The sequence below is a fragment of the Ruegeria sp. SCP10 genome (genome assembly GCF_040329495.1).
Taxonomy (GTDB): domain Bacteria; phylum Pseudomonadota; class Alphaproteobacteria; order Rhodobacterales; family Rhodobacteraceae; genus Ruegeria.
The window spans coordinates 358776-381234 of the sequence record NZ_JBDZYF010000001.1; the positions used below are offsets into that span (position 1 = coordinate 358776).

Here is a 22459-nt window from a genome sequence, read left to right on the forward strand (position 1 = left end):
GCGATTTAACCTGTCTGCACAGGGTCAGGCGGAAATCTGTTTTCGATTCGCCCCATGTGAACCATCAGGCCAAAGGCTGTGATACACATGGTCAGAATGCCAATGGTCAAAGGCGTGATCGAGCCATCGAATAGCAACCCGATCGGGGCGGCAATAGCGGCTGCCAACACGGTGGCAACTGATCCGATGACCGAAGCCGCCATGCCCGCGATATGGCCCATCGGCTCCATCGCGATGGCGTTGAGATTGCCCATGGTCACGCCGGCCATGAAGAACACGGTTGTCTGCCATGCCACAAATAAGGCGAAGGACGCGTCGGGTGACATTGGTATTGCGCTCAACGCGATGACCAATGACGTGATCAGGATTTGCCCCCCAAGTGCCCATGTCACCATGCGGCGCATTCCGATACGCACCACCAACGCGGCGTTCAGCAGGCTGGCTGAACCTGAGATCAAAGCCACAAAGCCAAACCAGAACGGAAAGCTGTCAGCACGATCGTGGATCACGTCATAAACGGGCTGCACCATGGTCAACATGGTGAACAAGATGCCCATGCAGAGGGTCTGCACCAGGATCGAGAGGCGCACGGTAGGGTGGGCAAACATCTCTTTCGTGGCAGCAACCATCAACGGCAGGCGGAACGGGCGGCGGTTTTCTTTCGCTAGTGACTCGGGCAGGCGGGTGCCCATCCAGACGCACACGATCACTGCGAACAGAATGAACAGGGCAAAGATGCTGCGCCAGCCGAACAGGGCGATAACACCTGCGCCCAGCATGGGGGCGACGGCAGGCACCAGAGTAAAGATCATCATGGCGATCGAGATGATCCGAGCCATGATCCGACCGGAATACAGATCGCGAATGATCGCCATCGCCACAACGCGCGGACCTGCGGCGCCAAGGCCCTGCGCCACGCGGGCGGCCAGAACCAGCTCGAGCGACGAACTGGCCCAAGCCACGGCAGAAGCCGCGATATACAGCGCGACGCCGCCATAAATCACCGGCTTGCGCCCGAACGCATCTGACAGAGGGCCGGTGAAGAAAGTCCCGACCCCCATGCCCAACACAAAGGATGTCAGGATCAACTGCGCGCGGTTGATATCATCCGGGCTGAGCTGCGCGCCGATCTCGGGTAGGGCGGGCAGCATCGAGTCGATGGAAAAGGCGATGGTCGAGAACATCATTGCGATCAGCGCAATGAATTCCCCTCGGGACATGCGATTGGCCATGGGCGCTCCTTACCTGTTCGCGCTATCACGGCAGATCAGGTTGCGCCAGACCGGAATTTTGCACAGAGCTCTGTGCTTCTATGCAGAGGAAGCCTCAAGTTGAGACATGATCTCGCCAATCACTTTCTCCCACATTTCAGGAGGTTGAGCACCTGGAACGGCGTGTTGATTGGCAACGATGAAGGTCGGCACAGAACCAACACCCATTTCGCGTGAATGGGTATCGCGGTTGCGGATATCCTCGCGGTCGGCGTCAGATTTCAGCAGTTTCAGCACCACTGCCGCATCCATACCTGCACTGTCGGCAATGTCAGACAGAACCTCCGGGTCACCGATATCGCGGGCCTGAACGAAATAGGCGTCGAACAGAGCATCGACAACGGCGTTCTGCTTTCCCTCGATCCCGGCCCAGTGGATCAGGCGATGTGCGTCCAGAGTGTTCGGCGTACGCTTCATCCCTTCAAAGTCAATCCTGAGGCCCGCATTCTCGGCATGTTCAACCACGGGTGCATAGGCGCGCACCGCACCGTCCTTGCCGCCGAATTTCCGCTCCAGATATTCGCGCCGATCCATGCCTGCGTCGGGCATATCGGGGTTCAGCTGGAACGGGTGCCACTCGATTACAAAGGGGTGGTCCGGCACCTTTGCCAAGGCCTTGTCCAGATGGGTTTTGCCGATATAGCACCACGGGCAGATCGGATCGGACAGGATATCAAGCTTGACGGTCTGGGTCATTCGGTGATCGCCTTGAAATAGGCCGGCAATGCGCGGCGCAGGAGTTTGCCGTTGCCGCCGGTCGGCAACTCGGGAAGGTGAACGAAGGCGCGCGGTTGTTTGTAGCGTGCCAGATTGGCTTGGACATAGGCGCGCAGGGTGTCGTCGTCCAGTCTTTGGGGGCCGGTATAGAAGGCTGCTATCACAAATGTGTCCGGTTTGACCTCGACCGCTGCCGCGCCGACCTGGGTGATGCCTGGGTGTTGGGACAAGGCGGATTCGACCTCGACCGGAGAAACACGGTAGCCGCCTGCATTCATCATGTCGTCATCCCGGCCGAGATAGGTGATTTGACCATCCACAGCCATGGCGCCCTGATCGCCGGTCAGGAACCAATCGCCCTGCATACGCTGCGCAACCTCATCCGGTGCATTGAGATAGGTCAGCATCAGGCCTGGGTCAGATCGATGGATAGCGATGGTGCCATCCTGTCCTTGTGGAACGGGGCCGTCGGGCCCAAGGATCGCAACGCGGCGACCGGGTTGTGGCTGTCCCAGCGCTTCACCACGTGCGGGATGAGCAGGGCTGGAGGAGATCAAGGTTGAACATTCCGACATTCCATAGGCCTCGAAAAGGTCGGTGCCAGTGGCGGACTGCCAGCGCATATGCAACTGCGGAGACAGCTTTTCTCCGGCACAAAGCCCATGACGCAGATCGGGCAGATCGATCTGTTCCGGGCCTTGCAGCATCTTTCGGAAAACGCCGGGTGCTGCGGCAAAGATCGTGGCGCGGCTGCGCCCTAGCAATCCGGGCAGCGCGGCGAGGTCGGTGCCGGGTTCCGGGATCAGAGCCGTCGCGCCGATGGTCCACGGATCCATCAACCCCGTGCCCAGCGTGTAGGTCCAGTTGAACGCCCCGGCGTGGCACAGGCGATCCTGCTGCGTTAGCCCATACCAGCCATCCACCATCATCTGTCGCGCCCATATGGCACGGTGGGCGTGCGCCACCGCACGCGGTTTGCCCGAGGTGCCTGAAGTATAGACCACATAGGCCAGCCGCTCAGGGTCGCCCAATTCAAATTCGGCGGCGGGCAGGTCTCGCATTGCTTTCAGCGCTGACAGGTCGATCTGATGCGGATGCGTAGCGCAGTGCACGGATGGATCACGCAGGATGACAGACGGGGAAAGGTCGGAAATGATGCGGGCCGTTTCCGGTTCGGTCAGTTGCGACGAGGTCGGCACAGGCACGATCCCCACCGCAATCGCGCCAAGATAGGCGATGGGGAAATCCACTGTGTTTCCCAACCGCATCAACGCGATATCACCGGGTTTCAAACCCGCCCGCAACAGGCCAGTGCCCGTTCCCAGGACGGCGCGGTTTAAACGGTTATAGCTCCAGTCATCCGTGCCGTTCGCACCCAGAACGGAGAGGGCCGTTTTGTCTGACAAGCGATCCGCATGGCGCAGCACATGGGCGGCCAGATTGAACGGAATGGGGCAGGGCGCGGGTGGCCCCTGATCAAAGATCGATAACATGCAGTCTGGCTAACGCGGCGTCTGCTGCGTTGCAAGCAGGGCTGGCTGGTCCTATAGAAAGGCCATGAGCACGCAAGATCCCAAATCCCTAATCCGCATTGCCCGCGAATCCGGCGTTGAGGCCGAGGTTGAACCTCTGGACCTTGGCGTGCGCGTGCGCGAGTTGCGCAAGGCGCGCAACTGGACGCTGGAACAGGCGGCCACGCAGGCCGGGTTGGCGCGCTCGACCCTCAGCAAGATCGAAAACGGGCAGATGTCGCCCACCTATGATGCGTTGAAAAAGCTGGCCATCGGGTTGGAGATTTCGGTGCCGCAACTGTTCACGCCACCACAGCGGGATCAGGTGATCGGGCGCATGGCAGTGACTCGGGTAGGGGATGGCACGGCCCATGCCACCGCAACTTATGAGCATGAGCTGCTGGCAGAGACGCTGACCAAGAAGCAGATGTTGCCCTACCGCGCGCGGGTGCGCGCGAGGTCAATGGACGAGTTTGACGGCTGGGTGCGCCATGATGGTGAAGAATTCTTGTATGTGCTGACGGGTGTTGTGCGACTGTATACCGAGTTTTACGAGCCTGTTGAAATGCGCCGGGGGGATAGTGCCTATTATGATGGCAGCATGGGGCACAATGTCGTGTCGGTCAGCGACGAAGATGCCACGATCCTGTGGGTGACGTCACTTGGCTAAGGCTGCGTGCGCCAGTTCGTGGTTTAGGCGTTCGGTGAACAGGAAATCCTCGACCTCTTCATGGGCTTCATTCACCGTCAGATGATGGCGTTCGGCTAGATAGGCCTCGAACCGTTCACGATTGTTCCAGACGCTGTCCATGTCCTGATCTCTCAGGTTTGGAAAACGCCGTTTTGCGCGGGCATAGGTAGCGCCCAGCTCTTTCGTAAGTTCTGCCCAGTTCAACATGTGCGAGCCTCCCGTGATCCGACCTGGACTGCTCTCCCCCACCGATAGGGTACGAAGCTGTTACAGTAACGTGAGACATGACAAAATGTCGCAGGTGTTGTGCGGGTTGTTTGCCAAAGAAAAACCCGCTGCGGGTCGTCCGCAACGGGCCTTTGGACCTGAGTTTGTGAGTGAGTGGTAGCCGGTCCGATGTAACGAGGTCAGGGTCAATGTCCCGCCTGTTTAGGTGTCTGATATGAAAGAGCTAATTTTCTGCTGATCGTGTGTTTCCCTACGCTCAGGCTATATCACTAGAATATGATGAGTAAAGTGAATTGATGACTATGATCGGAAACCTACCAAATTTAGATGTCTGAGACGTATGTTGCCGATCTTTCTTTATCACTACACTAAACATGGGGCGTATGTCACCCTGTGCTGATTATTGCCGAAGCAGGATAGCAAAAGGGTCGGGGCGCGATCGGAGCCTCGCATCCGGTGTTCGTTTCAACAGGCCATTTGCTTTGTCAGGCTTTCGCGCGGCGCAAGGGGGTTTAACCTTCGTACCACCAGATCTCTGGCATGTATTGCGGCCCGTCGCCGTAGATCGGCAGCGTTTCAGGGAATTTCAGCTCCCGGATATGCGCGATACGGCCAACATCGAAATTCCAGATCGGAATGACATACCGACCTGCTGTCAAAACCCTGTCCAGCGCGCGGGTCGCTGCGATAAAATCCTCGCGGGATTCCGAGGCCAGCATGGCGTCGATCATGCCGTCTACAGCCGGTGAGGCAACGCCCATAAGGTTACGCGTTCCTGGCGTATTGGCGCTTTCGCTGCCCCAATACAGGCGTTGTTCATTGCCCGGAGACAGGGACAACGCACGGCGGAAGGGGGTCATGTCAAAGTCTTGCGCGTCGATACGAGAGGTGTACTGCGCGTCATCGACCTTTGTGACCGTCAATTGAATCCCAAGACGTTCCAGAGCACGCGCATATATTTCTGCGATCACACTGACATCCTGTACCACGTTCAGGCTGCCTTGGCTGATCACAAGTTCTATTTTGAAGGGCATACCATCAGTATTGCGCAGTTGACCATCCTGAATGGTCCAGCCGGCCTCTTCCAGCAGGCCCAGCGCTTTGCGAATACTGCGGCGATTGCGCTCGGTGCCATCCCCCTCGGGCAGCTCATAGCCTTCCAGCGTGCCCGGCGCTAAATCAGAGGCATACGTTTCCAGCAGTTGTTTCACACGACCGGTGGCCGGGCCCGGCTTCATGCCTAGCTCAGAACCTGAGAAATAAGAGGTTATTCTTGGCTGCGCACTTCCCGTGATGGTGTCGTTGATAAACTCGAAATTGAACGCCAGCGTCAGGGCCTCGCGCACGCGCCAATCATCGAATGGAGCTTTGCGAGTGTTCATGACAAAACCAGTCATGCCAGAGGGTTTTTGATGCGGGATTTCGGTTTTTACAACGTCTCCACGTTGCACTGCAGGGAAGTCATACTGAGTGTTCCATTTGTCTGCGTTGAACTCACGCACGGCCGATAGCTCACCGGCCTTGAACGCTTCGAAAGCAACTGTTCCATCACCATAAAACTCGATCCGCATCTCATCAAGGTTCATCGTGCCGCGGCGGAATGGGATGTCTGCGCCCCAATAGTCAGGGTTTCGGCGCAGGTTGACGTATCGGCCAGCCTCAAAGTCATCGATCACATAGGGGCCTGTACCGATCGGGATGTCTTGCAGCGAGGCGTCGGCAAAGCTCTTGCCCTCCCACTGAGCCTTTTTGAGGATCGGCCGCAGCCCAGCGATCAGCGCCAATTCGCGATCGGGTTCATTGAACGAAATCCGGACCGTGCGCGGGCCGGTTGCTTCTATACTGTCGATCTTGGACCACAGACCGCGATAACGCAGATGACCTTCGGTGCCCAGTGTCTGGAACGACCAGATCACATCCTCGACCGTGACCGGTGTTCCGTCGGAGAACGCAGCCTCTTCCCGAAGCGTGAATTCGACCCAGGACCGGTCCGGCGCCGTCTCAACCGATTCGGCTAACAGCCCGTAAAGAGTGAAAGGTTCGTCCCAGGACCGGCCCATCAGGCTTTCATGGGTCCAAAATCGCAATTGCCAGGGAGAGGTGCCTTTTTGCACAAACGGGTTCAAACTGTTATAGCCGCCCGTATTCCCAAAAACGACCTTGCCACCTTTGGGCGCATCCGGATTTGCATAGGGCAGAGACACAAAATCCGGTGGTAAAGCCGGATCGCCATACATAGCTATGCCATGTGACGAATCTGCTTGGGCCAAAGGGGCTGCCAAAATGCAGGCGATTCCCGCTGCGAGTAAACGAAGAGGGCGTAGAAAATCCGGGCTCATTTTGGAAACAATCCTGCTCTGGCCTTATTTTGTTGGGTATCATCGTACCGATGATTTTTCTTATTTTCAAACTTTTAGCTTGGATGAAGGCATGGAATTGCTTATAAAGGTCTCACTGCTCGATAGGTTTCTTGCCTGTATGAAACCTGCCTCAATAACTTAACGCCCGCTTCGTGCGGGCGTTTTTTTTGGCTACGGCAAGCCGTATCACCGCGATACTTTATCGGCGTCTTTCCCCGTTTTCTTTGCAGGTGCAGCATGGCATGCTGCGTTTGAACAGAGGTCATCGGAGAATGGTTATGAGCCTGTCGGGAAAAACAGCGATCATCACAGGATCGAATTCGGGGATCGGTTTGGGCATTGCACGCGAACTGGCCAAGGCCGGGGCAGATGTGGTCCTAAACTCATTCACGGATCGGGATGAGGATCATGCGCTCGCTGCCGAGATCGCAAAAGAAACGGGAACCAAAACACGTTACATCAAGGCCGACATGTCCAAGGGCGATGAATGCCGCGCTCTGATCGCGACGGCCGGGGCTTGCGATATCCTGGTGAATAACGCGGGCATTCAGCACGTCTCGCCCATTGATCAGTTCCCGGTCGAGAAATGGGATGCGATTATCGCGATCAACATGAACTCGGCCTTTCACACGACGGCGGCAGCCCTGCCGTTGATGCGTGCTGCGGGATGGGGACGGGTCGTGAATATCGCGTCGGCCCATGGTCTGACCGCATCACCCTACAAGACGGCCTATGTCGCGGCCAAGCACGGCGTTGTCGGGATGACCAAATCGGTTGCTCTGGAGACAGCGCAGGAGCCGATCACCTGTAATGCGGTTTGTCCGGGCTATGTGTTGACGCCGCTGGTTGAGGCGCAAATCCCCGACACGATGAAGGAATACAACATGAGCCGCGAGGACGTGATCAAGAATGTCATGTTGGAGCGGCAGCCATCCAAAGAGTTTGCGACCGTCGAGCAACTGGGTGGCACAGTGCAGTTCCTCTGTTCCGACGCGGCGGCGCAGATCACAGGTACGACGATCTCGGTGGATGGGGGCTGGACGGCTTTGTAGTTTTCATGGGGGCTCTGCCCCCATACCCCCGAGGTACTTTTAAACAGAAGAAGGCGCGCGATGGTGAAACAGATCAATCTGGCATTGCAGGGTGGTGGGGCGCATGGGGCCTTCACCTGGGGCGTTCTTGACCGAATTCTGGATGAAGAGGATATCGAGGTTGCGGCGATCACCGGAACCTCGGCCGGGGCGTTGAACGGGGCGGCGTTCAAATCTGGGATGGTGCATGCTGGCCGCGACGGCGCGCGGGCGCGATTGGATGAGTTGTGGAAACAGATGGGCGCTGTGGGTGACATGCGCCTGACCAACTGGTTTCACCGGTTGGAGCCGTCGAGCATTGCGCAGGCCATGGAGTATTCGCTGCCCTATTCGGTGGGCGAGGCCTGGTCGCGGATGGTGTCGCCTTATGCCTATGGGCCGTTCTATTCCAACCCGCTTGAGCCCGTTGTTGACCGGTTCAACTTTGAAGAAGTATGCGCCGATCAGGGGCCACGCCTGTTTGTCTGTGCGACCTGCGTGCGCAGCGGCAAGATCCGTGTGTTCACGGGCGGCGAGATATCAACGGATGCTATTCTGGCCTCGGCCTGTTTACCGACCTTGTTCAAGGCGGTTGAGATTTATGACCCAGAGACCGAACGGATCGAAGCCTATTGGGATGGCGGGTATACGGGTAACCCGGCCTTGTATCCTTTGTTCAGTGATGACCTGCCGGATGATGTGGTGATTGTGAATATCAACCCGCTGGAACGGGATGAATTGCCCATCACGCCGCAGCAGATTCAGAACCGCATCAACGAGATCAGCTTTAACTCATCGTTGTTTCGTGAATTGCGGGCGATCAGTTTTGTGCAGCGCCTGTTGAAAGAAGGCAAACTGAAAGCGGGTGAGATGAGCCGTGTGTTGGTGCATATGATCGCGGATAACGATTTGATGAACAGCCTGTCTGTTGCCACCAAGACGGTGCCTAATCCGGTGATCCTGCATAAGCTGAAACAGGCGGGGCGGGATGCCGCGGATGGGTTCCTGTCGCGGCACAAGGATGATCTTGGGCAGAACAGTACCGTCGATCTACCTGCGATGTTCGGCTGATCACTCGGGCGGCTGGGTCGGGTCTTTTTCGTTCGGATAGACCAGCCCGGCCGAAATCACCAGTTTAGCCGCATCTTCGATGCTCATATCCAGCAAGATGACGTCTTCTTCTGGGAAGAACAGCAAGAAGCCTGAGGTCGGGTTGGGTGTGGTCGGGATGAATACGCTCAGCAGGTCGCCGCCGGTTTCGGCCCTGACATTGACTTCGCCCTTGGCTGTGGTCGACACGAACCCTATGGCCCAGATGCCGCGACGTGGGTATTGAACAAGACAGGCTTTTTCAAAGGACCGCTCGGTCTGGGCAAACACGGTTTCCGAGATTTGTTTGATCCCGGAATAGATCGACCGCACGATGGGCATGCGGTTTACCAGACCTTCGGCGAACGAAATCAACGAGCGGCCAAGGATGCCTTTAGCGATCCAGCCGACCAGAATAGTGAAGATCAGGAAGATAATGACGCCAACGCCGCGCAGGTTGATACCCACATATTGCTCAGGCTGGAATTGATGTGGCACCAAAGGCAGCACCGCGCTGTCGATCCAGCCAACGACGGACCAGATCAGCCAGACGGTTAGCCAGACCGGCGCGATCACCACGATTCCCGTTAGGAATGACGCACGCAGGCGCGCGAACAGACCGGGGCGGCGATGGGGCTTTTCGTCAAACGGTGTATTCATTGCAGATCCGAGTGGCTTGCCGGACTAGTTAAGCAGTCCGGCGGGCCGGTGCAATAGGGCAGAATTACGTGCTGTTTGCCAGTGCTTTAGCAATATTCGCAGCCAGTCGCGCGTTGTTGCGGACCAATGCGATATTTGCGGTCAGCGACCGGCCTTGGGTCTTTTCGAAAATCCGCTGCAGCAGATAGGGTGTGACGGCCTTTCCGGTGATGCGGTGCGTATCCGCGTCGGCCTGCGCCTCGGCGATGATCGGGGCCAGTTCCTCGGCTGGGATTTGATCGGCGGCGGGGATCGGATTGGCGACCAACTGACCGCCGGGCAGACCCAGAGCGCGGCGGGTGGCATGGGCCTTGGCGATGGCTTCGGCGCTGTCCATCCGCAGGGGCGCAGCATAGGGGGATTTGGCCGACCAGAAGGCCGGGAACTGGTCCTGGCCATGGGCGATGACGGGCACACCCAACGTCTCCAGCACTTCAAGTGTTTTGGCCAGATCAAGGATGGCTTTGGCCCCAGCAGCCACAACCGTGACCGGGGTTTGGCCAAGCTCGTGCAGATCAGCAGAGATATCGAATGAGGTTTCAGCCCCCTGGTGCACACCGCCAATACCGCCGGTCGCAAAGACCTCGATCCCCGCATACTGCGCTGCGATCATCGTCGCGGCGACGGTGGTGGCACCGGTACCACCGGTCGCAAGACACGCTGCCATATCCGCGCGCGAAAGCTTGGCGACGCCTTGCGCTTGGCCCAAAGACTGCAAGCGATCGGGTTCAAGCCCCACATGCAGCACGCCATCTAACACCGCCATGGTGGCCGGCACGGCGCCTGCATCGCGGATGTCTTGTTCAACCTGGGCTGCGACCTCGACGTTCTGGGGGTAGGGCATACCATGGGTGATGATGGTGCTTTCCAGCGCCACGATGGGTTGACCTGCGTCCTTGGCGGCGCGGACCTCGGTGGAATAGTGGATGTTGATCACAGGGGAGTTTCTCCAGATACGTAGGTTGCGGCCGCGTTCAGAGCACGGGTCAGGGCCGACTGCTCATCTGCACCGTTTGATTCTGAGGCGATATGGGCCGCCATGAAAGTGTCGCCCGCGCCGGTAACGCGGGTCACCAGAACGGATGGGGGTGTCTGGGTCAGAACGCCTGTTGCTGATCCCACAGTCGCGGAACTGCCGCCATCGGTGACTAGGACCCGCAGCGCACCGCGATCCAGCAGGCCTTTGGCGGCGGATTCGGAATCGGTGAACTCGCGTTGGCAGAGCAACCCAGCCTCTTCCAGATTCACGTATAGCGTCGCACGGGCGTGTTTCAGGAAAGGTAGCAGGCGTTCGGCCTTGCCAGGCGAAGCAGGCGCGACTCGCAGGTCTGCCTTGGCAAAGGCCGGGCTCTGCGCGATTTCTTCCAGCAGGTTCAGTGTCAGGTTTCCATCCAGCGCAATCGGGCCTTCAAAGGGGGCGTTTTCGTACCCCAAGGGACCGTTCATCAACGGGCGCAGGATTTTGGCCCCGGCCGCCTCAAGCGAATGTGCATCGGCGATGGCAGCAATTAAACCATTCGCCCCTTCGACCGCCATGTAGCGGTCAGTGGGCAGGTCTTGCGAGCGGTAGATATGTTCGGTCACCATACCCAGCCGTGCGCAGGCGTTTGCCAATTCGTCACCTTCGGGGTCGCGGCCAATCGCGGTCAGCAGGGTCGGGGTCATGCCAAAGCGCACCAGCGTCATGGCGATGTTCATCGCAACGCCACCGGGCAAACGCGTGATCCGGCCTGGCACGTCCGATCCTTGTCGCATGGCGCTGGCGGATCGCCCGATCACGTCCCACAGGACAGAACCGATACACAGGATTTCGCTGTTCTGAGTCATGCTGCTGTCATGCCGCAGCACCGGGGGGCGTGCAAGAGGGTGCTCGCAGATAAAGCCACGCGCTCAACTGTTCGGGCTTGCGATCCGACGCGTTCGGCGGGAAACTTGCCGCATATGGTTTCTGATTTGATTTTATTCGCAGAGTGTCACGCATGAGCGGGTTGGTCCGCCTTATCCTGATATTGCCGGTCGTTTTGACCTTGTTTGCTGCGCCGCTTAAGGCGCAAACGCATCCGCCGAGCATTGTCGAATTCTGGACCAAAGCAGATAGCCTGCTGATCGAGATCAGCCTGAATGCCGAGATGTTTCTGGCCGGGCTCGACCCCGACACGCAACCGGATGTTGCGGGCAGTGCGCGTTACCGCGAACTGCGCCGGCTGGTCTCATCCGAGTTGGAGGCCGAGGTGCGCGGCTTTGTTGATGGCTGGGCGGCCTCCTTGCAGGTTGAGATCGATGGCCCGGTTCGCCTTTCCTATGAAGGCGTGCGCATCCCGGTGGTAGGGGATCCGGACAAGCCCCGTCTCTCAAAGCTTTTGCTGACGGCACCCTTGCCCGAGGGGGCATCGGCGCTGCGGCTGACCTGGCCTTCCGGTCACGGCCCCGTTGTGATCAAACAGCAGCGTGTCGAGGCACCCTATACCGGCTACCTGATGGCCGGAGAGACCAGCCCGCTGATCCCGCTGCAAGGTGGCGCGGCGCTGAGCGGACAACAAACGATACAGGTGTTTCTGGTCAAAGGGGCGGAGCAGATCGTAACGGACGGTATGCGTGTATTTGCGTTGGCCCTAGCTTTGGTCTTTCTGTCGCTGATCCCAAGGTCACTGGTCCTACAATTGGTCTTTTTGTCCCTAGGCGCGGTTTTTGGGCTGGCGTTGTCAGCTTACGGAGCATTGGTGCTGTCGTCCGTTGTTACGACGATGTCGTTGACGGCAGCAGTTGTGGTGCTGGCGCTTTGGAATCTGATCCTGCGCGGTATTCATGTGTTTCGCCTGTTGGCGGTGTTTGCCATTGGCCTGCTGTTGGGCAATGCCCTAAGCCAATCGCTTGGTGCGATCGGTGCGCCGCCGGATCACCTGCCGCCGGCGCTTTTGGGGTATGCGATTGGCTATCTGGCGGTCCTGTCAGCGGCTGCTGCTGCCGTGTTGGGTGTTGTCACAGTAATCGCGGGCGGATCCCATCGTCTGCGCGGTCGCATCTCGGTGTTGGGCTCGATCCTGGTTGCCGGTCTGGGCGTATATTGGATGATCGAGCCTTTCTTGCTTAGCTAACCATACTCTCTAGCAGAGCGTTCAGCGCCGCCACCGGGTCCTCGGCAGACCAGATTTCATTGCCGATGCCAAAGAAATCTGTGCAGGGGGACAGGCTGCGGATCAGGTCGGGGGTCAGGCCGCCCTCGGCCACCACCGGAACTTCGATCATTTCAGACCACCATTGAAACAGGTCGTTTTCTGCCAACGTACCGTCACCTAGGGAAGAGGTGCCCACTGGGCCGAAGGCGACATAGTCGACGCCTGCCTCACCTGCGGTCATGCCGTCATGGCTGGAGGCCCCGCAGAAACTGCCAACGATGGCATCGACACCTAGTTCCTTGCGCGCGGCGCGCACCGACCGTGCCCCGTCATCCAGATGCACGCCATCCAGCCCAAGCCGCTGCGCCAACAGAACATGGTTAGACATCACAATCGCCACATCGCGCGCATGGGCTACCTCGCGGCAGGCATCAGCGGCGCGCGCAATGGTATCCTCATCACTCCCGGCCAGAGCGAGGCGAATGCACGCAATCTCGGACCCGTCGAGCACCCGCGCCAATTGGTCCGGAAAGGCGCTGAGCGTGATGGTCGGGGGCGTGATCAGGTAAATCTGCGGCTGCTCTGGGGTGTCCATGTGCGCGTCCTTCGGTATTCAGGTCCTGGCGCGGTTTAGCGGATTGCGGCAGGGAAGCAAACTTATATGACCGCCGAGCGGGTATTTACGAATGGATGAAGCGGATCGGGTTGCCCTACTAAGGCTGGCGGATTAGAGCGTGCGGAAGTTTTTGGAGACAGCCATGCCCAGCGATACCTCTCAGCCTTCTTTCGTGCTTGTGCGCCCGCAGATGGGGGAAAACATCGGTGCCGCCGCGCGGGCGATGTGGAATTTCGGGTTGGACCGGATGCGGATCGTCGCGCCGCGCGACGGGTGGCCGAACCCGAAGGCGGTGGCAATGTCCAGTGGGGCGGGGCGACTGCTGGATGAGGCGCAGTTGTTTGATGATCTGGCGGGGTCGCTGTCTGACACCACATTTGTCTTTGCGACGACGGCGCGGCAACGCGGGCTAACCAAGCCGGTCTACAGCCCGGAACGCGCCATGCAGATCGCGGCGGAGAAGGTGGCGGCAGGCGAAAAGGTCGCCGTTTTGTTTGGGCCCGAGCGCGCTGGGCTGGAAAATGAAGACATCGCCAAAGCCAACGCGATCATCTCGGTTCCCGTAAATCCAGAATATGCCTCGCTGAACCTGGGCCAATGCGTCTTGCTGACCGCCTATGAGTGGATGCGCCAGACCGGTGATGTGGTGCATGAGGCCACCGATCTGGGCAAGGGCGACTGGGCCACGGGGATCGAGGTCGAGAAGCTGGTTGAACACTACGAGGATCGGCTGGAGGAGGCAGGCTTTTTCTATCCGCCCGAAAAGGCTGAAGGCATGAAGACCAATCTGCGCAACCTGTGGTCGCGGATGCGGATGACACGGGCGGATGTGCAGATGTTGCACGGTGTCATGCGTCAGATGGTCCGTTGGAAAGACAAAGGGTAAGGCTGGACCTTACACCTCACTGGCCCTAGCTTGCGACAAAATCCAGGACTTATGAGGACAGCATGAGCGCCAAGCGCAGCATCTTCGAAGACGTCTCAGACAGCGAAAAACAACAAGCCGTTCAACCCGGTATGATCGACAAGGGCAGAGGCGGGGCACGCAAGGCGATCCGGGCGTGGCTGATGATCTTGTTCGCTCTGGTTGTTGTGATGATCGCCGTGGGCGGCCTGACCCGTCTGACGGATAGCGGGCTGTCGATCACCGAATGGCGTCCGATCACCGGGGCCATTCCGCCGATGACCGAGGCTGACTGGCAATCCGAATTCGACAAGTACAAGGAAATCGACCAGTGGCGCATTCAGAACCAGTGGATGGAGCTGACTGATTTCAAATTCATCTACTGGTGGGAATGGGGCCACCGCCAATTGGGCCGCGTGATCGGTCTGGTCTGGGCGATTGGCTTTTTTGGCTTCCTTGCTGCTCGCAAAATCCCCACGGGTTGGACCATGAAGCTGCTAATCCCCGGCGCCTTGGGCGGCGTTCAGGGTGCGGTCGGCTGGTGGATGGTCGCCTCGGGCGTGACGCAGGGCGAGGGGATGACGGCCGTTGCAAGCTATCGCCTTGCGACACATCTCGGCTTAGCCTTCGTGATCCTTGGGTTCCTCGCGTGGTATATCTTTGAATTGGGCCGGGATGAGCGCGACCTGATGCAGGCCCGCCGCGCGAAAGAAGCGAAACTGTTCTCGCTCTCGACCGGCTTGCTGCATTTCGCTTTTTTGCAGATTCTCATCGGTGCGCTGGTCGCCGGGATCGACGCCGGACGGTCCTACACCGACTGGCCCCTGATCGGTGGGCAGCTTTTGCCGCCAGATGCGACCATGCTGGAACCGATGTGGCGCAACTTCTTCGAAAGCCCCGGTCTGGTGCAGTTCATCCACCGTTGTGCGGGATATCTGCTGTTCATCTTCGCCATCATCGTCTGGCGTCGCGGGCAGACCAGCGCCCATCCGCAGACCCGTTTTGCTTTCAATGCAGCCTTTGCGGCCCTGTCGCTGCAGGTGGTGGTCGGCATCGTCACGGTCCTTTACGCAGCACCCTGGCAGATTGCCATTTTCCACCAGTTTATGGCCGTTGTCGTCTGGACCCTGATCCTGCGCGCGCGCTTCCTGGCGGCCTACCCAATTGCAACTTCAGTGCGCGGAGTTTGATACCATGACCGCATTCAATGACCTGATGGCCTTTCAGCGTGAAACCTCGGCCTTAGCTCAGATCGCAGGGCGGTTGGGCTGGGATCAGGAAACGATGATGCCACGTGGCGCTGCCGCTCAACGGGCCGAGGAGATGGCCGCGATCGAGGCTGTGCTGCATGCCCGCCGGTCTGACCCGCGTGTGGCGGATTGGCTGGATCAGGCCGCCCCTCAGGATGAGGCAGGCAAGGCACAGCTGCGCGAAATTCGCCGAGCTTATGAACGGACGGTCAAAGTACCGGCCGATCTGGCAACTGCAATTGCCCGCGTGACCTCTGCAGCCCAGGGCAAATGGGCGCAGGCGCGGGCGGACGAAGATGTCTCGGCCTTCCTTCCCGTGCTGGAAGAGGTGGTTGGGCTAAAGCGGCAAGAAGGTGAAGCGCTGGCGCAGGGCGGTGATGTCTATGATGCCATGGTCGAGGATTATGAGCCCTATACCACAGGTGCTCAGATCGCCGCGATCTTTGATGAAATGCGCCCGCGTCTGGTGGCTCTGCGCGCTGCGGTGCTTGCACGCCCACAGCCCGCGGAATTGACCGGTCACTTCGATGAGCGCATTCAAATGCAGCTTACCGAAAAGCTGGCGGTTGCCTTTGGGTATGACCTGAACAATGGCCGTGTGGACAAGGCGGTACATCCGTTCAGCTCGGGCAGCGGGCTGGATGTGCGGATCACCACCCGCACCAGCGAAGCCGACCCGTTCAATTGCCTCTATTCGACCATTCACGAGGTCGGCCACGCGGCCTATGAACAAGGAATTGACCGCGACTATCTGCTGACACCGCTGGGTCAGGGCGTGTCGATGGGTGTGCACGAAAGCCAAAGCCGGATTTATGAGAACCAGTTGGGCCGGTCACGTGCCTTCGCCGGATGGTTGTTTGGCCAGATGAAAGATGCGTTTGGTGACTTTGGCATCGCCGATGCAGACGCGTTCTATGCCACCGTCAACCGCGTCCACAACGGCTACATCCGCACCGAGGCGGATGAGGTGCAGTACAACCTGCACATCATGCTGCGCTTTGATCTGGAGCGTGCTCTGATGGCGGGTGATCTGCAAGTCAGCGATCTTGAGGCCGCGTGGAATGACCGGTTCAAGGCTGATTTCGGCTATGCGGTCGACAAGCCTTCGAACGGGTGTTTGCAGGATGTGCATTGGTCAGTGGGTTTGTTTGGTTATTTCCCGACCTATTCCTTGGGCAATGTCTATGCCGGGTGCCTCTATCAAGCCCTTCAGAAGGCGGTGCCGGAACTGGAGGCCCAGCTGGCCGAAGGTGACACATCGCAGGCAACCGGATGGCTGCGCGAAACGGTTCAGCGCCACGGCGGTCTCTATGCGCCGCGCGACATCATTCGGCAAGCCAGCGGGATCGAACCTGGGCCGGGTCCGTTGTTGGACTATCTGGAGCAGAAATTCGGGGCGCTCTACGGTCTTTGACAGGTTGTCGTCACGTTGTCGTGCGGCAACGTGGCGTTTGATGTCTGGATCGGTAGAGTAGGCGGCACCATACCCGACGGAGAGCCGCTTGTCCCTGAAAACAAATCTGAAATCCTATCTGGCAGCGGCCATCACAAGTGATCAATTGCTGAACGCTCGCAGGCGGGTGCATGATCTGCGCCGCCGCCTGTGTGGTGCAGATCATGTGGTGCATTACTTCCATGATGGCGCTGATCCTTATTGTACGCTGACCGCGCAAATCCTGCCCGCATTTCAGGCAAAGTATGGGGTTATGTTGTGTCCGCACCTCATCTCGGGCCCACCATCCGAAGCTGTGCCCGAACCCGAATCTTATCAGAAAAACGCTATGGTTGATGCGACCCGATTGGCGTTGAAACATGGGTTGAACGCGCCTGTGAAGCCCTCCATCGAAAGGATACAGAAGGCCAATCGTCTGTTCGCAGCCGCGATTGACACCCCGGATTGGACTGATCGATTGAGCGACGTTTCTGCGGCCCTCTGGACCGGTCGCGCGCTGCCGGACGAACCGGGCGCGGACCCGACCCACGCGATGGCTGCAGGGGATCGAGCCTTGGCGTCAAAGGGGCATTATCTGGGTGGCACATTCTTCTATGGCGGCGAATGGTATTGGGGGATCGACCGTCTCTATTATCTGGAACAGCGGTTGCAGCGGGCAGGGTTGGGCGGGGACCCTTTGATCGTTCCGGTTTCTGATCCCACGGATCAGCCTCTTGCAGGTGATGCACAAGAGCTGGAGTTCTTTTTCTCGTTCCGCAGTCCCTATTCCTATCTGGCCTTCGATCGAGCCGTTAATCTTGGCAAGCGGCACAACGCCCGGCTGGTACTTAAGCCGGTGCTGCCTATGCTTATGCGTGGATTGCCGGTTCCCAAAGCCAAATCGCGTTACATTCTAAGGGATTGCACGCGCGAGGCGCGGCGCCTGGGCATCCCGTTTGGCCGGATTTGCGATCCGTTGGGGGCCGGGGTCGAACGCGGCTATGCGCTGTTCGACTATGCCGACGATCAAGGCAAATTGGCACCATATTGCACGGCCTTCATGCGGTCCGTCTGGTCGCAAGGCGTGGATGCTGCGACCGACAAAGGGATGGAGCGGATCGTGACCAGCGCAGGTCTGGAATGGAGCGTCGCGCGGCCCTTGCTAAACGCGCAGGATTGGCGCGGTCGGGTGGAGGCAAATCAACACCGCCTGCAAGAGGTTGGCCTGTGGGGCGTTCCCAGCTTTTGCGTCGATGGGCAAAGCCTGTGGGGGCAGGATCGGCTTTGGGCGGTCGAGGATCTGTTGACGGCAAACCGCACGCGCTAGACGGCAGGCATCAACTGGATCCGCGCGGCAACGGCGGCGAAGAACAAGACACTGCCCACCAGCACAAAGACATGCCAGATCGTGTTGTGATAGGCCATCCAGTCGGACAGGTAGAACACCACGCCAGCGGTATACACCAACCCTCCGGCGATCATCAGCACCAGAACGGTGGGCGAAAGCTCTGCCAGCATGGATTGCCCGGCCCAAACAGCGGCCCAACCCATCATCAGATACAGGGCTAGGCCGAACCAGCGGAAGCGGTTTGGGTCGAGCATCTTGAGAACCGACCCCAAAGTGGCCGAAGACCACAAGCCCAGCAAAAGCCCGGTCGCCTGCGTACCAGATAGCAATAGGAACGGCGTATAGGTGCCTGCAATTTTTACATAAATCCCCGAATGATCAAGGCGGCGCAGAAGCTCGGTCCAATCATCGCTTTCGATCATGTTGTACAAGGCGGACAAGCTGAGCATCAGGATAAGCGTAACGCCATAGATCGAAACGCCAACAACCGCCGCCGGATCATACCGATAAAGCACGGTCATGGTGATCAATAGAGGCACGCCGATGGCCGCGGCGCATATGCCCAGAACATGAACCACCCCGTCACTCAAGCGCTCGGCTCGGCTATAGGCGGGGCGGATATGTGCGAAGGACCACATGGGAAAAAGTTAAGCAGCAGCAGAGTTTCGGGCAAGTTAACGGGCCGTTTCGATGCCAATAACGTGATCCGAAACGACAAAACGCCCGCATTGCGGACGTTTTGTTTCAGTTTTGTTGTGGAATGTGAGGGCTATTCCTCGGCCTCTTCATCCCCCTGATCGGCGATCCAGGCCACGGAAACAACCTCTTCACCTTTGCCGGTGTTGAACACCCGCACACCACCTGCGCTTCGGGAGCGGAAGGAAATACCATCAACCGGCACCCGGATTGATTGGCCCTTCGAGGTGGCCAGCATGATCTGATCGTCGATCTCAACAGGGAAGGAGGCAACAAGTTCACCGCCCCGCATGGCCTTGTCCATCGCGGCGACACCCATGCCGCCACGTCCACGCACCGGGTAGTCGTGGCTGGAGCTCAGCTTGCCCGCGCCGCCAGTAGTAATGGTCAGGATCAGGTTTTCAGCGGCCGACATCTCGGCATAACGTTCCTGGGGCAGGACACTGTCGGCATTACCTTCGTCTTCATCGCTTTCGGTCTCATCCGTCACCCCGGCCATCAGGCGTCGCATTTTGAGATACGCGGCGCGCTCGTCCGACGTGGCCTCGAAGTGACGGATCACCGACATTGAAACAACCCGGTCGCCATTGGATAGCTTAATGCCGCGCACACCGGTCGATTTACGGCCCTTGAAGACGCGCACATCGGTGGTCTGGAACCGGATCGCACGGCCCGAATTTGTGACCAGCATGACGTCGTCATCTTCGGAACAGATGCGCGCATTCACTAGTTCCACGCCTTCGGGCAGGTCCATGGCGATCTTGCCGTTGCGTTTGACATTGGTGAAATCGCTTAGCGCATTGCGGCGCACGTCACCGGCGCTGGTGGCGAAGACGATCTGCAGGTTTTCCCATTCTTCATCCGGGACATCCACAGGCATGATCGCCGCAATGGAAACCCCGGTTGGGATTGGCAGGATGTTGACGATCGCTTTGCCCTTGCCGGTCCGGCTGGATTGCGGCAGGCGCCAGGTCTTGAGCTTGTAGACCATCCCGTCGGTGGTGAAGAACAACAGCTGTGTATGGGTGTTCGCCACGAAGAGGTTGGTGACTACATCCTCTTCCTTGGTCTGCATACCCGACAGGCCTTTGCCACCACGCTTCTGCGCCCGGAAATCGGCCAGCGGCGTGCGCTTAATGTAGCCGCCCGAGGTGACCGTCACGACCATATCCTCGCGTTCAATCAGGTCCTCATCTTCCATGTCACCGGACCAGTCGACGATCTCGGTGCGGCGCGGCACAGCGAATTGCTCGCGAACGCTGCGCAGCTCGTCGCCGATGATCGACATGATCCGTTCGCGCGAGGACAGAATATCCAGGTATTCCTTGATCTTGGCGGCCAGTTCCTCCAACTCGTCCGTGACCTCTTTGACGCCCAGCTGGGTCAGGCGCTGCAGGCGCAACTCGAGGATCGCGCGGGCCTGAATCTCGGTCAGGTTATAGGTGCCATCGTCATTCATTTTGGACAGCGGATCGTCGATCAGGCGCAGATAGCCTTCGATCTCGGATGCGGGCCAACGGCGGGTCATCAGTTTCTCGCGCGCCTCGGCGGCGTCGGCTGAGGACCGGATCGTGGCAACCACTTCGTCCACGTTTGAGACCGCAACGGCCAGACCACACAGAATATGGCTGCGCTCGCGCGCTTTGCGCAGGTCATAGGCGGTGCGGCGCGCTACAACATCCTCTCGGAAGTCGATGAACGAGGTCAGGAAGCGTCTCAGGGTCAACTGCTCGGGCCGACCGCCATTCAAGGCTAGCATGTTGCAGCCAAAGGACGTCTGCATCGGCGAGAAGCGATAGAGCTGGTTCAGCACAACCTCGGGCGTCGCGTCACGCTTCAGTTCAACAACAACGCGCACGCCGTTGCGGTCGGATTCATCCTGCACATGCGATACGCCTTCGATGCGTTTCTCACGCACCGCTTCGGCGATTTTTTCGATCATCGAGGCTTTGTTCACCTGATAGGGGATCTCATCCACGATAATGGCGTATCGATCCTTGCGGATTTCTTCCGTACGCGTCTTGGCGCGGATGATGACGCTGCCGCGACCTTCCAGATAGGCCTTGCGCGCGCCGGACCGGCCCAACATCACGCCGCCGGTCGGGAAATCGGGGCCCGGGACGTATTCGATCAGCTGTTCGGATGTCAGATCGGGATCGTCGATCAGCGCCAAAGTGGCGTCGACCACTTCGCCCAAGTTGTGCGGTGGGATGTTGGTTGCCATACCCACGGCAATGCCGCCAGCGCCATTGACCAGCATATTCGGGAAACGCGCGGGCAGAACCGTTGGTTCCCGGTCCTTGCCGTCATAGTTGTCCTGAAAATCGACCGTCTCTTTTTCGATATCAGCCAGCAGGGACGCGGCGGGTTTGTCCATCCGCACTTCGGTGTAACGCATCGCCGCCGGGTTATCGCCGTCCATCGAGCCAAAGTTACCTTGACCGTCCAATAACGGCAGTGACATCGAGAAATCCTGCGCCATCCGCACCAGAGCGTCATAGATCGCCGAGTCTCCATGCGGGTGGTACTTACCCATCACATCACCCACCGGACGGGCCGATTTGCGGTACGCTTTGTCGTGGGTATTTCCGGTCTCATGCATCGCATAGAGGATGCGCCGATGCACCGGTTTCAACCCGTCGCGCAGATCGGGGATCGCGCGGGACACAATGACCGACATCGCATAGTCCAGATAGGACGTGCGCATCTCGGATTCGATGGAGACCGTCGGGCCGTCATAGACAGGGCGCTCGGGCGGGGTTTCGTCCATGTTTTCAGGGATTTCTGGCGTATCGCTCACGTAGGCTGCCTGTCTTATTTATTTTGACTACATTTTGTCTATTGGTTTATATCAGGTGCAGGATGTTGTGCGCAATGCCCTTCACGTTCAGCAAGTGTAGCGATGTGAACTATTTTGAGTTCAAGCAAACTTTCCAGAATTTCAGATGAAGCGAGGTTTTTTATGGGACTATTGGAAACGGTGTCGTTGAATGTATTCTGTGCGCTAATGGGCGCGCTTATAGGTGCGTATGCGGGCTTTTCTTTCGCAAATGCTAGGGATAGGCGCATACTCACCATTCAAATGTTGCGTGAGATGCTATGTGAAGAGTTTACGAAAAAGCGCATATCATTTCAGGATGCATTGAGTGAACCAAATCCCAATCTGGCTAGTTTCGCCGCGTCGGACACAGATGCAATGCGTCAATTGAGGTTGAACTTGGTTGAAGTGTTCAATTTCTATGATTTGATCTGCGATCTTTATGTATCAAAGGACATTGATAAGAAACTGTTCGAAAAGTACATGCGGAGCATCATTGCTGATGACTACAAAATGGTCGATGAAGTCTTGCGCAAGATTGAAATTCAACAATTGCACACTGAGGGGGATCTGAGGCGCCCGTTCTTTCCTTCGATAGGCGAAGTAGTTGGGCGCTGACAACGCCCCCTGCTTGTTTTGGTGT

General features: G+C 58.4%; 20 protein-coding genes. 9 read left to right on the forward strand and 11 right to left on the reverse strand.

Going from position 1 to position 22459, the window contains the following annotated elements; all coding sequences use genetic code 11:
• Positions 1–5: 5 nt before the first annotated feature.
• The 3 genes from ABLN87_RS01885 to ABLN87_RS01895 all read right to left on the reverse strand — a co-directional run bounded on the left by ABLN87_RS01885 (position 6) and on the right by ABLN87_RS01895 (position 3481).
• On the reverse strand, positions 6–1232 hold the full coding sequence (locus ABLN87_RS01885) for a multidrug effflux MFS transporter (RefSeq protein WP_353006973.1): 1227 nt from the start codon (positions 1230–1232) through the stop codon (positions 6–8).
• Positions 1233–1310: 78 nt separating this feature from the next.
• Positions 1311–1967 (reverse strand): DsbA family oxidoreductase, encoded by a 657-nt coding sequence (locus tag ABLN87_RS01890; RefSeq protein WP_353006976.1) that lies wholly within the window; start codon positions 1965–1967, stop codon positions 1311–1313.
• Positions 1964–3481 (reverse strand): class I adenylate-forming enzyme family protein, encoded by a 1518-nt coding sequence (locus ABLN87_RS01895; RefSeq protein WP_353006979.1) that lies wholly within the window; start codon positions 3479–3481, stop codon positions 1964–1966. The genes ABLN87_RS01890 and ABLN87_RS01895 overlap by 4 nt, the downstream gene beginning before the upstream one ends.
• Before the next feature lie 64 nt (positions 3482–3545).
• Between ABLN87_RS01895 and ABLN87_RS01900 the strand changes: the two genes are divergently transcribed.
• On the forward strand, positions 3546–4169 hold the full coding sequence (locus ABLN87_RS01900; protein ID WP_353006982.1) for a helix-turn-helix domain-containing protein: 624 nt from the start codon (positions 3546–3548) through the stop codon (positions 4167–4169).
• Here the strand turns inward: ABLN87_RS01900 and ABLN87_RS01905 are convergent.
• Positions 4158–4397 carry a hypothetical protein gene (locus ABLN87_RS01905; RefSeq protein ID WP_353006984.1) on the reverse strand — a complete coding sequence of 80 codons (240 nt, stop codon included), beginning with the start codon at positions 4395–4397 and terminating at the stop codon, positions 4158–4160. The two genes, ABLN87_RS01900 and ABLN87_RS01905, sit on opposite strands and share 12 nt — an antisense overlap.
• A gap of 533 nt (positions 4398–4930) precedes the next feature.
• A complete protein-coding gene (locus tag ABLN87_RS01910) occupies positions 4931–6757 on the reverse strand; it encodes an extracellular solute-binding protein (RefSeq protein ID WP_353006987.1) in 1827 nt (608 codons plus the stop codon).
• A gap of 299 nt (positions 6758–7056) precedes the next feature.
• Between ABLN87_RS01910 and ABLN87_RS01915 the strand changes: the two genes are divergently transcribed.
• Positions 7057–7830: a 3-hydroxybutyrate dehydrogenase gene (locus ABLN87_RS01915; RefSeq protein ID WP_353006990.1), complete on the forward strand. Its 774-nt coding sequence runs from the start codon at positions 7057–7059 to the stop codon at positions 7828–7830.
• 60 nt (positions 7831–7890) lie between these two features.
• Positions 7891–8919 carry a patatin-like phospholipase family protein gene (locus ABLN87_RS01920; protein WP_353006993.1) on the forward strand — a complete coding sequence of 343 codons (1029 nt, stop codon included), beginning with the start codon at positions 7891–7893 and terminating at the stop codon, positions 8917–8919.
• Here ABLN87_RS01920 and ABLN87_RS01925 read toward each other — a convergent pair whose 3' ends face one another.
• The 3 genes from ABLN87_RS01925 to ABLN87_RS01935 form a co-directional block, all read right to left on the reverse strand.
• The gene (locus tag ABLN87_RS01925; RefSeq protein WP_353006996.1) at positions 8920–9597 is read right to left on the reverse strand and encodes a DUF502 domain-containing protein; all 678 of its coding nucleotides are present in this window, start codon (positions 9595–9597) and stop codon (positions 8920–8922) included. It lies immediately after the preceding gene.
• Positions 9598–9661: 64 nt separating this feature from the next.
• Entirely contained in the window at positions 9662–10573 is a 912-nt protein-coding gene (locus ABLN87_RS01930; protein WP_353006999.1) for a pseudouridine-5'-phosphate glycosidase, read from the reverse strand.
• Positions 10570–11463, reverse strand: a complete 894-nt coding sequence (locus ABLN87_RS01935; protein ID WP_353007002.1) for a PfkB family carbohydrate kinase — start codon at positions 11461–11463, stop codon at positions 10570–10572. The genes ABLN87_RS01930 and ABLN87_RS01935 overlap by 4 nt, the downstream gene beginning before the upstream one ends.
• Before the next feature lie 152 nt (positions 11464–11615).
• Here ABLN87_RS01935 and ABLN87_RS01940 point away from each other — a divergent pair, with 152 nt between their 5' ends.
• A complete protein-coding gene (locus ABLN87_RS01940; protein ID WP_353007004.1) occupies positions 11616–12731 on the forward strand; it encodes a hypothetical protein in 1116 nt (371 codons plus the stop codon).
• Here ABLN87_RS01940 and ABLN87_RS01945 read toward each other — a convergent pair.
• On the reverse strand, positions 12724–13347 hold the full coding sequence (locus ABLN87_RS01945) for a thiamine phosphate synthase (protein WP_353007006.1): 624 nt from the start codon (positions 13345–13347) through the stop codon (positions 12724–12726). The genes ABLN87_RS01940 and ABLN87_RS01945 overlap by 8 nt on opposite strands.
• Positions 13348–13510: 163 nt before the next feature.
• On the opposite strand from ABLN87_RS01945, the gene ABLN87_RS01950 reads away from it, so the two are divergent.
• The 4 genes from ABLN87_RS01950 (at position 13511) to ABLN87_RS01965 (ending at position 18281) form a co-directional block, all read left to right on the forward strand.
• On the forward strand, positions 13511–14254 hold the full coding sequence (locus ABLN87_RS01950; protein ID WP_170373836.1) for an RNA methyltransferase: 744 nt from the start codon (positions 13511–13513) through the stop codon (positions 14252–14254).
• A 62-nt stretch (positions 14255–14316) separates the two neighbouring features.
• Positions 14317–15462 carry a heme A synthase gene (ctaA, locus tag ABLN87_RS01955; RefSeq protein ID WP_353007009.1) on the forward strand — a complete coding sequence of 382 codons (1146 nt, stop codon included), beginning with the start codon at positions 14317–14319 and terminating at the stop codon, positions 15460–15462.
• A 4-nt stretch (positions 15463–15466) separates the two neighbouring features.
• Positions 15467–16936 (forward strand): carboxypeptidase M32, encoded by a 1470-nt coding sequence (locus tag ABLN87_RS01960; RefSeq protein ID WP_353007012.1) that lies wholly within the window; start codon positions 15467–15469, stop codon positions 16934–16936.
• An 88-nt stretch (positions 16937–17024) separates the two neighbouring features.
• Complete coding sequence (locus ABLN87_RS01965) at positions 17025–18281, forward strand: DsbA family protein (RefSeq protein ID WP_353007014.1); 1257 nt, start codon at positions 17025–17027, stop codon at positions 18279–18281.
• On the opposite strand, the gene trhA is transcribed toward ABLN87_RS01965, so the two are convergent.
• Positions 18278–18940 carry a PAQR family membrane homeostasis protein TrhA gene (gene trhA, locus ABLN87_RS01970; protein ID WP_353007016.1) on the reverse strand — a complete coding sequence of 221 codons (663 nt, stop codon included), beginning with the start codon at positions 18938–18940 and terminating at the stop codon, positions 18278–18280. The two genes, ABLN87_RS01965 and trhA, sit on opposite strands and share 4 nt — an antisense overlap.
• Before the next feature lie 131 nt (positions 18941–19071).
• A complete protein-coding gene (gyrA, locus tag ABLN87_RS01975) occupies positions 19072–21768 on the reverse strand; it encodes a DNA gyrase subunit A (RefSeq protein WP_353008366.1) in 2697 nt (898 codons plus the stop codon).
• Between the two features lie 144 nt (positions 21769–21912).
• On the opposite strand from gyrA, the gene ABLN87_RS01980 reads away from it, so the two are divergent.
• A complete protein-coding gene (locus ABLN87_RS01980; RefSeq protein WP_353007019.1) occupies positions 21913–22434 on the forward strand; it encodes a DUF4760 domain-containing protein in 522 nt (173 codons plus the stop codon).
• Positions 22435–22459: the final 25 nt, after the last annotated feature.